At 74.0% G+C, this 13,236-nt stretch carries 12 protein-coding genes; 6 read left to right on the plus strand and 6 right to left on the minus strand.

Annotation, left to right across the window (positions count from 1 at the left end; genetic code table 11):
• The first annotated feature begins 349 nt into the window (after positions 1–349).
• From ABZ862_RS25435 to ABZ862_RS25445, 3 genes are read left to right on the plus strand one after another with little or no spacing between them, the layout of a single operon-like run.
• On the plus strand, positions 350–1,558 hold the full coding sequence (locus ABZ862_RS25435) for a cytochrome P450 (RefSeq protein ID WP_360962164.1): 1,209 nt from the start codon (positions 350–352) through the stop codon (positions 1,556–1,558).
• An 11-nt stretch (positions 1,559–1,569) separates the two neighbouring features.
• The gene (locus ABZ862_RS25440; RefSeq protein ID WP_360962167.1) at positions 1,570–1,782 is read left to right on the plus strand and encodes a ferredoxin; all 213 of its coding nucleotides are present in this window, start codon (positions 1,570–1,572) and stop codon (positions 1,780–1,782) included.
• Between the two features lie 23 nt (positions 1,783–1,805).
• A complete protein-coding gene (locus ABZ862_RS25445; protein WP_360962170.1) occupies positions 1,806–2,330 on the plus strand; it encodes a flavoprotein in 525 nt (174 codons plus the stop codon).
• A gap of 10 nt (positions 2,331–2,340) precedes the next feature.
• Here the strand turns inward: ABZ862_RS25445 and ABZ862_RS25450 are convergent, their stop codons facing one another.
• Positions 2,341–3,333, minus strand: a complete 993-nt coding sequence (locus ABZ862_RS25450) for an endo alpha-1,4 polygalactosaminidase (protein WP_360962173.1) — start codon at positions 3,331–3,333, stop codon at positions 2,341–2,343.
• 204 nt (positions 3,334–3,537) lie between these two features.
• On the opposite strand from ABZ862_RS25450, the gene ABZ862_RS25455 reads away from it, so the two are divergent.
• Both ABZ862_RS25455 and ABZ862_RS25460 read left to right on the plus strand, forming a co-directional pair.
• Entirely contained in the window at positions 3,538–4,509 is a 972-nt protein-coding gene (locus ABZ862_RS25455; protein WP_360962175.1) for an aldo/keto reductase, read from the plus strand.
• Positions 4,510–5,018: 509 nt separating this feature from the next.
• Complete coding sequence (locus ABZ862_RS25460) at positions 5,019–6,902, plus strand: ricin-type beta-trefoil lectin domain protein (RefSeq protein WP_360962178.1); 1,884 nt, start codon at positions 5,019–5,021, stop codon at positions 6,900–6,902.
• Between the two features lie 106 nt (positions 6,903–7,008).
• Here the strand turns inward: ABZ862_RS25460 and ABZ862_RS25465 are convergent, their stop codons facing one another.
• The 5 genes from ABZ862_RS25465 to ABZ862_RS25485 form a co-directional block, all read right to left on the minus strand.
• Positions 7,009–7,506 (minus strand): universal stress protein, encoded by a 498-nt coding sequence (locus tag ABZ862_RS25465; protein WP_360962181.1) that lies wholly within the window; start codon positions 7,504–7,506, stop codon positions 7,009–7,011.
• A 4-nt stretch (positions 7,507–7,510) separates the two neighbouring features.
• Positions 7,511–8,767: an SLC13 family permease gene (locus ABZ862_RS25470; RefSeq protein WP_360962441.1), complete on the minus strand. Its 1,257-nt coding sequence runs from the start codon at positions 8,765–8,767 to the stop codon at positions 7,511–7,513.
• A gap of 55 nt (positions 8,768–8,822) precedes the next feature.
• Positions 8,823–9,539 carry a DUF4232 domain-containing protein gene (locus ABZ862_RS25475; RefSeq protein ID WP_360962184.1) on the minus strand — a complete coding sequence of 239 codons (717 nt, stop codon included), beginning with the start codon at positions 9,537–9,539 and terminating at the stop codon, positions 8,823–8,825.
• Between the two features lie 345 nt (positions 9,540–9,884).
• Positions 9,885–12,266: a SpoIIE family protein phosphatase gene (locus tag ABZ862_RS25480; protein WP_360962186.1), complete on the minus strand. Its 2,382-nt coding sequence runs from the start codon at positions 12,264–12,266 to the stop codon at positions 9,885–9,887.
• 116 nt (positions 12,267–12,382) lie between these two features.
• The gene (locus ABZ862_RS25485) at positions 12,383–12,784 is read right to left on the minus strand and encodes an SHOCT domain-containing protein (RefSeq protein ID WP_360962443.1); all 402 of its coding nucleotides are present in this window, start codon (positions 12,782–12,784) and stop codon (positions 12,383–12,385) included.
• Between the two features lie 203 nt (positions 12,785–12,987).
• Here ABZ862_RS25485 and ABZ862_RS25490 point away from each other — a divergent pair, with 203 nt between their 5' ends.
• Positions 12,988–13,233, plus strand: a complete 246-nt coding sequence (locus ABZ862_RS25490) for a hypothetical protein (protein WP_360962189.1) — start codon at positions 12,988–12,990, stop codon at positions 13,231–13,233.
• Positions 13,234–13,236: the final 3 nt, after the last annotated feature.

Here is a 13,236-nt window from a genome sequence, read left to right on the forward strand (position 1 = left end):
GCGCGCCCCCCGGACAGCCCCCGGCGGTCCGGGGCGGGCCGGACCGGCCAGCGCGGGTCCGGGCGCGCGGGCCCGCCCGGCGGGGGTGACGCGCCCTGGCCTCGGAATCCGCCGAACGGCCCGCCGCCGCGCGGTACCGGCTTCGGCCAGAAGCCGTCTCTCACCCATCTGGCCGAACTTCTCGTCGCAAGGTAGGTGCCCCAGGCATCTAATGAGACCAGGAAAGATCGGTACGAAGCACGCCCTTCGGCTGCGAGGTCTCGAGGTCTCCATGACGGAATCGACCACACCGACGGAAACGACCCCACCCACCCGGCCCACCCCGCCCCCCACCCTGTCCGCGGGCACCGTGACAGCCACCGCCGGCCCCGCCCGCCGGGCCGTCGCCTTCCCGCAGGACCGCTCCTGCCCCTACCACCCGCCGACCGCCTACGACCCGCTGCGCGCCGACCGCCCGCTGGCCCGCGTCACCCTGTTCGACGGCCGCTCCGTCTGGCTGGTCACCGGCCACACCCTCGCCCGGCGGCTGCTCGCCGACCCCCGGCTCTCCAGCGACCGCACCCGGCCCGGCTTCCCGGTCCCCACGCCCCGCCTCGCCGCCGTACGCCACCGCAGGACCGCCCTGCTGGGCGTCGACGACCCGCGGCACCGCGACCAGCGGCGCATGATGATCCCCGAGTTCACCGTGCGGCGTGCCACCGAACTGAGGCCGCGCATCCGGGAGATCGTGACCGGGCGGCTCGACGCGATGATCGCCCAGGGACCGCCCGCCGAGCTGGTGAGCGCCTTCGCCCTGCCCGTGCCGTCCATGGTGATCTGCGCCCTGCTCGGTGTGCCGTACGCCGACCACGAGTTCTTCGAGGCCCAGTCCCGCCGGCTGCTGCGCGGCCCCGGTCCCGCCGACACCCTGGACGCGCGGGACCGGCTCGAGGAGTACCTCGGCGACCTCGTCGACCGCAAGCTACGGGAGCCCGGTGACGGCATCCTGGACGAACTGGTCGCCAGGCAGCGCCGGGACGGCACCCCGGAACGCGCGGACCTGATCGCGCTGGGCATCATCCTGCTGGTCGCCGGGCACGAGACCACCGCCAACATGATCTCGCTCGGCACCTTCACCCTGCTGCGGCATCCCGAGCGGCTGGCGGAGCTGCGGGCCGACCCGGCCCTGCTGCCCGCCGCGGTCGAGGAACTGATGCGCATGCTGTCCATCGCGGAAGGGTTGCAGCGCATGGCCGTCGCCGACATCGATGTCGGCGACACCGTGATCCGGGCCGGGGAGGGCGTGCTCTTCGCGACCTCCGTCATCAACCGCGACGAGTCCGTCTACGCCGGGCCCGACACCCTGGACTGGCACCGCCCGGCCCGCCATCACGTCGCCTTCGGCTTCGGCATCCACCAGTGCCTCGGCCAGAACCTGGCCCGCGCCGAACTGGAGATCGCCCTCGGCGAGCTGCTCGCCCGGCTTCCCGGGCTCGCTCTCGCGGCCCCGGCCGAGGAGATCCCGTTCAAACCCGGCGACACCGTCCAGGGGATGCTGGAACTCCCCGTGACCTGGTGAGAGGCACCGCCATGGCGACGCAGCACATCGGCATCGACACGGGTCTGTGCATCGGCGCGGGCCAGTGCGCCCTGGCCGCACCGAAGGTGTTCACCCAGGACGACGACGGCTACAGCACCCTTCTCCCGGGCCGCGAGGACGGCGCGGCCGACCCGATGGTCCGGGAGGCGGCCCGCGCCTGCCCGGTGGGTGCCATCACGGTCACCGGCCCGGACGGCGGCTGAGCGCCGTCCAGTAGGGTGCCCGGGTGAGCGAACAGCCCTTCCTGTACGTCGTGGTGTGCGCCGCCGGAGTCGCGGCGGGAGTCGGTGAACTGATCGGCGCGGCGCGGGAGCGGGGCTGGGCGGCCGGGGTCATCGCGACCCCGGCCGCCATGAACGGCTTCTTCGACACCGCGGCCGCGACGGCCCTGACCGGGCGCCCCGTCCGCTCCGCCTGGCGCACCCCGGCGGACCCGCGTCCGTTCCCGCCGCCGGACGCCGTGGTGGTCGCGCCCGCCACCTTCAACACGATCAACAAATGGGCGGCGGGCATCGCCGACACCCTGGCGCTGGGCACCCTGTGCGAGGCGGCCGGTCTGGGTGTCCCGATCGCGGCGCTGCCCTGTGTCACAGGCGCCCTGGCCTCCCACCCCGCCTACGGGAGCAGCCTGCGGCGGCTGCGGGAGATGGGCGTCCGCTTCGGCGAGCCGTACAGCGGTGAGCCGGGGCCGGACGGCGGGCGGACGGACTTCGGGTGGCAGCGGGCGCTGGATCTGGTGGAGCCGGGCTGAGACGGGCGGGTCAGCCCACCTCGCGCACATAGCCCTTGCTGCCGGGAGTCGACACATCGACGTCCCGCCGGACGATGCTCAGCCGGGTTCCGTAGCCCTCGAGCGCCTTGCGCAGCCCGGATTCCGTGTACTCGATCACCAGCACGCGGTCGTCGAACGCCTTGGCGTACACCCCGCATTCGTCGTACTGACCGCACTCCTCCGCCACCGCGAAGTCCAGCCCGGTCCTCTTGCGCAGCCCGGCCAGTTCGGCGGCGTTCTTCTGCCCGATGGCCAGATGGCGGCTGTGCGCGTGGCGGGAGAGCAGGGTGATGAACGCGGTCGCGTCGCCGGCTGTCAGCAGACCGTGCGAGCGGGTGTAGCTGTCGTAGTTGTCCGGCTCGATCGCGTCGAAGCCCTTGGCGGCGCACCCGTCGATCCAGCCGTCGACGCGCTCGGCGATCCGTGCCCGCTTCGCGGGGGTGCGGATGTCGAGCAGCGCCTCGTTCCAGTCCTCGTCGATGACGACCTTGCCGTCCGCGCCGCGCAGCAGCAGATCGGCGGGCCAGGACGCGCGTTCCTCGGGCTGCGCCTGGAAGGCGTTGACGTAGCAGACGTTGTACAGACCGGGCGCCGGGGAGGACGAGCGGTCGCGGGAGACGACACGGACCCCGGCGGGCGGGGAGTAGGCGCCGCCGATCTGGTAGTCGAACCCGGCGTGCCTCGGGGGCAGCCGCACCCCCGTGGACGGGGCGGCCGAGGAGGACGACCCGGCCGGGGCCGCCGACGCCGACCGGGCCGGCGTGTCCGGGCCGGGGCTGGGCGACCCGGCGGGCCGGGACGTCTTCGAGGTCGCCGTGCCCACGTCGGACGCCGCGCTCGGCCGGGCCGGCCGCTGATCGGCCGACGCGTCCTTGCCGCCGCCTCCGCAGGCCGCCAGCGTCATCGCCGCGGTCACCGCGATCACGGCGACCGCGGCCGCGCGACGCGGGCCCCGCGTACCTGCTCCACCCTCGACGGGCACGTCACACTCCAACCACCAGGGGGACGACCGGTACGCAGAGGATCAAAGCGTTGCCAAACACCCCCAGTCAAGTCGGCGCGGGACGGGGCGGATCGAGCCGGTCACGGCGTCGTACGCTCCCGGAGGGCGGCGATCCACGCCGTCCGCCGCGACGGCCGGGCCGGTCGTCGCACGGTGGCCGTTCGGAAGACAGGGGCAGCAACGATGCAGTACGTGAAGCTCGGTTCGTCGGGCCTGGACGTGTCGCGGATCTGTGTGGGCTGTATGACCTACGGCCTTCCCGGCCGGGGCCCGCACGAGTGGACGCTCGACGAGGAGGCGTCCCGTCCGCTGATCCGGCAGGCACTGGAGGCCGGGGTCAATTTCTTCGACACCGCGAACGTCTACTCCGACGGCACCAGCGAGGAGATCGTCGGCCGGGCCCTGAGGGACTTCGCGCGCCGCGACGAGATCGTGCTGGCCACCAAGGTGCACGGCCGGACCCGGCCCGGACCCAACGGCGCCGGACTGTCCCGCAAGGCGATCATGACGGAGATCGACCACAGCCTGCGCCGCCTCGGCACGGACCACGTGGACCTCTACCAGATCCACCGCTACGACCGGGCCACGCCCGTGGAGGAGACGATGGAGGCGCTCCACGACCTGGTGAAGGCGGGGAAGGTGCGCTACATCGGGGCGAGTTCGATGTTCGCCTGGGAGTTCTCCAAGGCGCAGTACACGGCCGAGCGGCACGGCTGGACCCGGTTCGTCTCCATGCAGAACCACTACAACCTCCTCTACCGCGAGGAGGAGCGCGAGATGCTGCCGCTCTGCGCCGACCAGGGCGTCGGTGTGCTGCCCTGGAGCCCGCTGGCGCGGGGCCGGCTCACCCGGGACTGGGACACCGTCACCGGGCGCAGCGCGAACGACGCCTACGGGAGCCGCCTCTACCTGGAGGGCGACCGCGCCGTGGTCGACGCCGTCACCCGGGTCGCCGGCGCCCGCGGGGTCCCGCGCGCCCAGGTGGCGCTGGCCTGGCTGCTGCACCAGGACACCGTGGCGGCCCCCGTCGTCGGCGTCGCCCGGCCCGGGCACCTGGAGGACGCCGTGGCCGCCGTGGAACTCGTCCTCGGCGAGGAGGAGTCGGCGGAACTGGAGCGGCCCTACACCCCGCACGCGATCAGCGGCCACTCCTGACGGACCCCGCCGGGCGGTTTCCGGCCGGGGCACGGCCTCACCGGTGCGGGACGCCGGACCGTACCCCGTCCGGGGGCGGTCCGGCGTCCTCCCGGGGCGTGTGGGGAGAAGTTGTGCAGGTTGTGCGAGGGTCAGGGGTCCGGCGCCGGGGGAGCGGCGCGAAAAGCGGTGCGAATTAAATCCCGCAAGAGGGGGACTTGGATGAAGCCGATTGACGTTTCGTCAATATCCCGCAGGGTCCCGGAGTCGGCGGAAAACCGTAAGGATCACTTGTTCGCCTGTGCTGGGCTGTGCAAAGGTGTGCGTTGTCGGCGTGCGGTCGCGATGATTTCCCCCAACTGCGCGCACGAGGCTGCTCCGTACGTCCCCCACGCTTCAGCAAATGCTGCCGGGGGTGGGTGTTCGAGGGGCCGAATCCTGAACGGGTGGTGCGCCCGGTCGTGCCCCCAGCGGCCCGCACGCCCAAAAGTACGTACTATTTTCCGTGTTGCGTCTGGAGGAATGCAGCCATGAGAGACGCACGCATGCCGAATTCCCCCGGGTCGGGCCGTGGCGGCCCGACCCCCTTTGTGTCGGCCCCCCTGTTCGACGTACCGGACGCGGAGCTCAGTGCCGAGCTGAAGAACTGGACGGGAACGGCACCCGCGCTCCATCCCGTCGGCGAACTCCTCGACCGGCACTGGGAAGCGGCGTTCGCCTACGCGCGGCTGTGCACCGACGGCCCCCGCGCCGCCGGGATGCTCACCACCGCCGCGTTCACCCGTATCTTCGGCGAGTCGATCCGCCAGGCCGGCCCCACCTCCGGCTGGCGGCCCCATCTGCTGGTGACCGTGCGCCGGGTCGCCGCCGAATGGGACACCGACGGACAACGGGAACTGCTCCACCCCGAACTGCGCTCCGGCACCGGCGAACGCCTCGCGGCCCGGCTGCTGCCGCCGCCCGAACGGCGCCTGCTGTCCCGCGCGTTCCACCGGCTCCCGCAGGCCGCCCGCGCCCTGCTGTGGCACAGCGAGGTCGAGGCCGAGCCCCTCGCCGTACCGGCCGCGCTGCTCGGGCTGTCCGACGACACCGCCCGCACCGAACTCGGGCGCGCCCGGGAGCGGTTGCGCGACGAGTGCCTCCAGGTGCACCGCGAGCTGGCCCCCGAGCAGGAGTGCCGCAGCTACACGCGGATGCTGGACGTCACCTACCGGCGCGGCGCGGTCGACGTCGATCCGGACCTGCGGGAGCACCTGGCCCGCTGCACCCAGTGCCGGGAGACCGCCGACCAGTTGCGCCAGTTCGACGCCGGCCTGCTCGGTGTCGCCATCGCCGAGGCGGTGCTCGGCTGGGGCGGGCGCGCCTACTGCGAGTCCCGGCTGGACACCACGCGTGAGGAGGCGGCCCCGGCCGAGGCGGCGCCGCCGTCGGCCGAGTCCGTCCTCGCGGGCGGCGAGCCGTTCGAGACGGCCGCGCCGCGGTCCGCCCCCGCCCCGGCGAACCTGCCGGTCCCCGCGAGCCGCCGTACCTCCCGGCGCACCGCCCACCGGGCCGCCCGGCGCGCCCGCCGCCGCAACCTCGCCCTGGCCGTGGCGGCGGTCGGCGGCCTCGTCGTCGTCCCCCTGGTGCTGTGGGGCGCGCTCGGCTCCGGTCACGGCTCCACCGACGCCTCCGGCGTGGAGGGCAAGGCGGCGAAGCCGTCGTCGAAACCGTCCTGGATCGGCTCCGGGGCGGCGTCCAAGGGCGCCCTGCGCGGGCGGCTGCACAATGTCGCGTCCGGTCTGTGCATCGCCGTCACCGGAGGGAAGGCACTCAAGGACGCCGAGGCCGAACTCGCCGGCTGCTCGGGCGCCGTGACCCAGCAGTGGTCGTACGAGAGCGACGGACTGCTGCGCAGCGGCGCGGACCCCGGCCTGTGCCTGGACTCCCATCTCGCCTACTCCGTACAGCTGGAGTCCTGCACGGACGCGGCGGACAGGAACGTGCGCTACGACTTCACGCTCCCCGGCGTCCTGGTGCCGCGCTGGAACCAGAACCTGGCACTGACCCCGGCCGCCACCGACGACGCCGGCGCCCTGGTCCTCAAGACCCGCACCGACGCCACCAGCCAGCGCTGGGTGATCGACACCTCGACGCCGGACAGCCAGATGAAGGAGGTCAACTGGGACGCCGACAGCACCCCGGCCCCGGTCCCCTCCGCCGCCCCGCTGTCCGCCGCGCCCACGACGCCGCGGCTCCGCTCGGCCGCCGCCCCGGCCCCGACGGGCACCGCCGTCCCGCGCCCCGAGGCCGGCGCGACGGTCCCGGACACCCCGTCCTGTCCCGCCCCCGGGTCCGGCTGCGGCGGCGACTTCGGCACCGGTCCGGGCGGCCGGGGCGGCAACGGCGGGGGAACCGGCCGCACGGCCCGCTGACCCCGTCCACCGAACGGGAAACGCCGGAGCGCCCTCCCGCCGTGTGCGGCGGTTTCCGGCGGCGGACACGCCGACGGCCCTCACCACCGGGCGGGGGCGCGGGTGCTCAGTGGCGGGGCGGTGACGGTGGGGGCGGGGGGATCGTGGTCAGGTCCGGGGCCGCCTCCGGCCACACCAGCAGCACCGGGCACGGCGCGTGGTCCACGACGAACCGCGCCGCGGGACCCAGGCTGTGCGGCCCGAGCCGCGCCCGGTCGCCGTCCCTGGCCAGCACCAGCAGCCCGGCGTCCTCCGCCGCGGCCACCACCTCCCGCTCGACCCGCCCGCCGCGCTCCTCCCGGACGCACGGCCGCCCCAGCCGGTCCGCCGCGGCCCGCAGGAGCTCCGCCGCCGACCGGCCGCCGAGGTCGCGCAGCCGCGGCCCGGGATCGGGCTCGGAGCGCCCCCGGCCGAGCAGCCCGGCGAACGCCCCGTGGGCGAGGCCCGGCACGTCCGGCCCGCTGACATGCAGCAGCACGATCTCGGCGCCGTCGGGCGCGTGGGCGCGGACGGCGTCCACGCACGCGGGCCAGGTGCCCTCGACCACCCACGCGATCACACGCATCCCGTCAGCCTCCCATCACCCGCAGGGACCCCCACAGTGCCACCACCGCGACCCCCAGCGCGGGCGGCACGGTGAGCAGCCCCAGCCGGGTGAACTCCCCGAGGTCCGTGCCGTGGTCGTGCTGCCGCACGATGCGCCGCCACAGCAGGGTGGCCAGCGAACCGGCGTACGTCAGGTTCGGCCCGATGTTCACCCCGAGCAGCACCGCCAGCACCGCACCCGCCCCGGACGGCACGGCCAGCGGCAGCAGGACCAGCACCGCGGGCAGGTTGTTGATCAGATTGGCCAGTACGGCGGCCACGGCGGCGGTGCCGAGCAGTGCCGCGAGCCCGGTACCGGCCGGCAGCACCTGCCCGAGCGCGTCGGCGAGCCCGTTGTCCACCACCGCCCGCACCACGATGCCCAGCGCCGGCACGAACACCAGGAAGGCGGGCGCCGCCGCCTTCAGCACCGTGAGCCAGCCGGCCTGCCGCCGCACCAGGGACCGTACGGCCAGCACCAGCGCACCCGCCAGCGCCGCCCACGCCGGATCCACCCCCACCGCGGACCCCACCACGAACCCGGCCAGCGTGCACCCCACGGTGACCAGCGCGAACACCGGCACCGGCGGCGCCTTTGCGGAGTCCGGCGGGGGAGCGGCGGCCGCCAGGTCGCGCGCGAAGAACCGCCGGAACACCAGGTACTCCACGCCGACGGCCAGCAGCCATGGCACCGCCATCAGCGCCGCGAACCGGGTGAAGCCGAGACCGCTCGCCGTGAACGCCAGCAGATTGGTCAGGTTGGACACCGGCAGCAGCAGCGAGGCGGTGTTGGACAGATGGGTGCACGCGTAGACATGCGGTCCGGCCCGCACCCCCGACCGGCTCGCCGTGGCGAACACCACCGGCGTCAGCAGGACCACCGTGGCGTCCAGACTCAGCACGGCCGTGATCACCGACGCCAGCGCGAACACCGCCGTCAGCAGCCGTACCGGCCGTCCCGCCGCCCAGCGTGCCGTCCACGCCCCGCAGGCCCGGAACAGCCCCTCGACGTCGCAGAAGTGGGCGAGGACCAGCACCGCCGCCAGGAATCCCACCACCGGGCCCAGCCGGGCGGTCTCCTCCCGCGCGTGATCGAGTGAGATGGCCCCGCTCGCCACGGCGACCACGGCGGCCGGCACGGCCAGGGCCGCCTCCGGCCATCCGAACGGGCGGACGACGGCCCAGGCCAGTACGGCGGCGAGCAGGAACGCGGACAGGGCCTCGGCGAGCGGGGTGTTCAGGACGGGTACCTCCGGCGGACGGTCACGCGGTGGCCGCCCGCGTGGTGAAGGGGGATCAGGGAGCGGTGCCCGGGCTGAACACGGTCAGGAACACGGACGACGAGTTGCCCGACACCGGCACCTTCCCGCCCGTCCACCCCACCCTCAGCGAGTCGCGCTCGTCGGGCGGGGTGACGATCAGTGTGGCCGGGGTCGCCGAGGCCGCGCCGCTGATCTCCGGGTTGGAGAAGGTCAGCCCCGACCAGGCGCTGCCGCCGGGCTTCAGCGTCACCGTGACGGGCGTCCCCGCGGACCGCCTGGGGTCGGGACCGAGCTGCTTGCCCGCCGCGTCCGTGAACGCGGCGCCCGGGTAGCCGCGCACCGTGCAGGTGCGGCCGGAGTCGTTGGTGAGGACGACGGGGAAGTTCTCCTGACCGGCCCCCGGGTCGTTGCGCCCGACGCTCGCCCTGAGCTCGGAGGTGTGACAGCGGCCGCCCGCCGAGGTGCCGGTGCCCGACGACTGCTTCGCCGCGGAGGTGGTGGACGACCCGGACGAGGCCGACGTGCCCGACGAGGACTTCGCCGCCGCCGGCAGCGAGGCACCGCCGTTCGTACCGTCGGACGACGAGGCACCGGTGTTCCCGGTCGCGGGCCCGGTCGTGCCGGACACCTTCGACGGGGAGCCGGCCGGGCCACCGCCGCTGCCGCAGGCGGTCAGCAGACCCAGCACGGCGACCGTGCCCGCGAGGAGCGCCGCCGCCCGGTACGAGGACGACTGGGACGTGTACGCCATCATTCACACTCCTGGGAGTTCACCGTCTGCGCGGTGGCCTGGTGCGCACGGCGCCTTGTGCGCCGTTCATGAGTGTCCGATGCGCGAAAGGCGGAAAAGGTTCGCGAATCGCGCGAATTTCTTCAGTCGGGGGTCTGCCGCAGGTCAGCGGGGGCGTGTCGCGGGCGGGCGGTCGTATGTCGTGGGTGGGGTGCAGGCGGTCGCGGTTGACGTGGGCGGGTGGGCCGCGGGTGCGGCAGGGGCCGATGGGTCAGGTAACCCGCGGCGCGCGGAGTATGCGTCGGTCCGGGCCGGCGGGTACGGCACCGGCCGGGCGGTGACCCGGCGGGGCGGAGAGCCGGTGGCTCACTCCAGCTGTTGCAGGCCCAGTTCCGCCCAGATGGTCTTGCCCTCGGGGGTGTACCGGCTGCCCCACCGCTCGGTGAGCTGGGCGACCAGCAGCAGCCCGCGTCCGCCCTCGTCCCAGGTCTTGGCGCGGCGCAGATGCGGCGCCGTGTGACTGGTGTCGGACACCTCGCAGGTCAGCGTGGTCACGCCGTGGATCAGCCGCAGCCGGATGGGGTGGGAGCCGTACCGGATCGCGTTGGTGACCAGCTCGCTGACCACCAGTTCGGTGGTGAACGACGCCTCGTTGAGGTCCCAGTGCTCCAGCTGCTCCACGACCTGCTTGCGGATCGGGGCGACGAGTGCGGGGTCGGCCGGGATGTCCCAGGTCGCCACCTCCCCGGCCGGCAGGCCCTGGGTCCGGGCGAGCAGCAGGGCCACGTCGTCCGCGGCTCCGCCCGGCGGCAGCAGGGCGTGCAGGACGCGGTCGCAGGTCTCCTCCAGGGAGCCGGAGTCACGGGCGAGGGCCGTGCACAGCAGCGTGTGGCTGGCGTCGACGTCCCGGTCCCGGCTCTCGACCAGACCGTCGGTGTGGAGCGAGAGCACGGTGCCCTCGGGGAGGTCCAGCTCGGCGGACTCGAAGGGCAGGCCGCCCAGACCCAGCGGCGGACCGGCCGGCAGCTCGACCAGCTCGGGAGCGGCGCCCGGCCGGATCAGCACCGGGGGCACGTGACCGGCGCGGGCCAGTGTGCAGCGCCGGGACACCGGGTCGTAGACCGCGTACAGACAGGTGGCGCCGACCTCGCCGCTGCCGCCGTCGCCGTCGGACTCGGCGGACAGCCGGAGCACCAGGTCGTCGAGGTGCGTGAGGAGTTCGTCCGGGGCCAGGTCGATGTCGGCGAGGGTGCGGACGGCGGTACGCAGCCGGCCCATCGTCGCCGACGCCTGCACCCCGTGCCCCACGACGTCGCCCACGACCATCGCCACCCGCATCCCGGACAGCGGGATCACGTCGAACCAGTCGCCGCCCACCCCGGCCCGCGCCGCGGGCAGATAGCGGGACGCCGCCTCCAGCGCCGCCGTGCGCGGCAGTGTGCGGGGCAGCAGGCTGCGCTGGAGGGCGAGGGCGGTCTCGCGCTCGCGGGAGTACCGGCGGGCGTTGTCGATGCAGACGGCGGCACGCGCGGTGATCTCCTCGGCGAGCAGCGCGTCGTCCGGGGTGAACGGATCCCTGCGGCGGTGCCTGCTGAGCACCGCGACCCCGAGCGTGAGACCGCGGGCCTGGATCGGCACCGACATCATCGCGTGGATGCCGAACTGCCTGACCTGCTCGGCGCGCCGCCGGTCCCAGGCCAGCCACTTGTCCAGGTCCCCGGCCGGCACCGAGGCGATGATGGTGCGGCCCACGGTCAGCGAGTCCGCCTGTGGGGAACCGGGCGGGTAGGTCAGGAACTCGCCGGGTGTGACCAGCGCCTCCGGGGCGTCCGTGCTGCGGGAGCGGTGCGCGGCGCGCCGCAGGCGGACGGGGGGCCCGACCCGGGACGGGGGCTCACCGCCGTACGCCTGCGGGTCCAGCAGGTCGACGCTCACGAAGTCCGCGAACGCCGGGACGCAGACGTCGGCGAGCTCCTGGGCCGTCCGGGCGACGTCGAGGCTGGTGCCGATCCGGACGCTGGCCTCGTTGACGATCTGGAGGCGCTCGCGGGCCAGGTAGTTGTCGGTGAAGTCGTGCGCGGCCACGCAGACGCCCCGCACGGTGCCCCGGCCGTCGGTCACCGGGGACATCCGCAGCAGCCAGGCGTGCGCGCGCTCCTCGGCACCGGCCCGCATGAACGACCGTACGTCCTGCGGCTCGCCGCTGGTCAGCACCTTCAGCAGATGCCGTTCGGCGTCCTCGCTCTCCGGCTTGCCGCCGATCTCGGAGAGCCGCAGTCCGCGGATCCGCTCCTCCGGGAGGCCGAGGAGGTGTTCCATCGCGTCGTTGATCCGGCGCAGCCGCAGGGTCTGGTCGTAGACGGCGGTGGCGCAGGGGGACTGGACGAGCCCGGCGGAGACGACCGGGTCGTCGACGACGGGACGCCGGCCGGCCCTGTTCAGCGGGGTGACGACCAGCCAGTCGCCGGGCGCGCCGTCGTGCGAGGGGCGGTGGTGGGCCAGCAGCCAGACCTCGACGGTGCGGCCGTCCCGGTGCCGCAGGGGGAGGGTTCCGTCCCAGCGGGGGGCGTCCGGTACGCGCGGGGTGGCGTCGTCGGCGAGCAGGTCCGCCGCCGGGCGGCCCAGGACGTCCGCCGGCGCGTGGCCCAGGAGGCGGCGGGCTCCGTCGTTCCATGCGACCAGGGTGCCGTCCGCGCCGATGACGGCCCTGGCCGTCGCCGTGTCGTCGAACGGGTAGACCGAGGTCATCTCGCCACCACTTCCAAGCGCACACTCAGCGTGAGCGGGTGCGTTCACCTGTGTCCCAGAGTAGTGGCTCACGCGGCGTCGCGTCCGGAGGGGGCGCCCCGTCCGGCGGGGCGGAGTCAGTGCGACGTCAGTACCCGTGCCTTCGCCCGTGCGTACTCCTCGTCGGTGATGTCCCCGTGGTCGTGCAGTCCCGCGAGCTTCGCCAGGGCGTCGGCCTCGCTCTGCGGCGGAGCCGTCCCCGCCGCGGTCTCCCGGACGTACGCCCGGAACGCCTTCTCCTGCTCCTGTGCCTGCCGCCGGTCGCGCTCGCCCATGCCCCGTCCCCGGGCGATCAGGTAGGTGAAGACGCCCACGAACGGCAGTACGCAGACGAAGACCGTCCAGCCGGCCTTGCCCCAGCCGTTCACACTGTCGTCCCGGAAGAGATCGGTGATCACGCGGAACAGCAGCACGAACCACATGACCCACAGGAAGAACCACAGCATGGTCATGAAGACGTCGAGGAGGGGGTAGTCCATCATTGCCTCCGCTCTACAGGAGTTCCGCCGCCCAGGTTCTCCCGCCTCCTCGGCCGCTGTCCTCACCCCGCGCGGGTGACGCGGCGGTGCCGGACCGGCCCACGGCGGGCAGAACCGCCCCGGCACTCCCGCCAGGTACCGTGTACCGCACCTGTTGACCTGCGGCTATTTACGCGTGAGTACCCGCGAGGTAACGTTGGTCCATGCCAGCCCTCAACGTGGAGTTCAGTGACCGCGAGCTGGAGGATCTGCGGCAGATCGCCAAGGAACGCGGTACGTCGATGAAGGCCCTCGTGCGTGAGGCGGCCGCGGCCGACATAGCGCGGCACCGGGCGTTGCAGGAGGGGGCGGAGGCCTTCCGGCGCTTCTTCGCCGCCCACGCCGACGAGTTCGCCGCCGCGTTCCCCGACGACGAGGCGCCCGCCCAGGGTGTGGGGCGGGCCGTCTGACCG

The sequence above is a fragment of the Streptomyces sp. NPDC047000 genome (assembly GCF_040644295.1).
Lineage (GTDB): Bacteria > Actinomycetota > Actinomycetes > Streptomycetales > Streptomycetaceae > Streptomyces.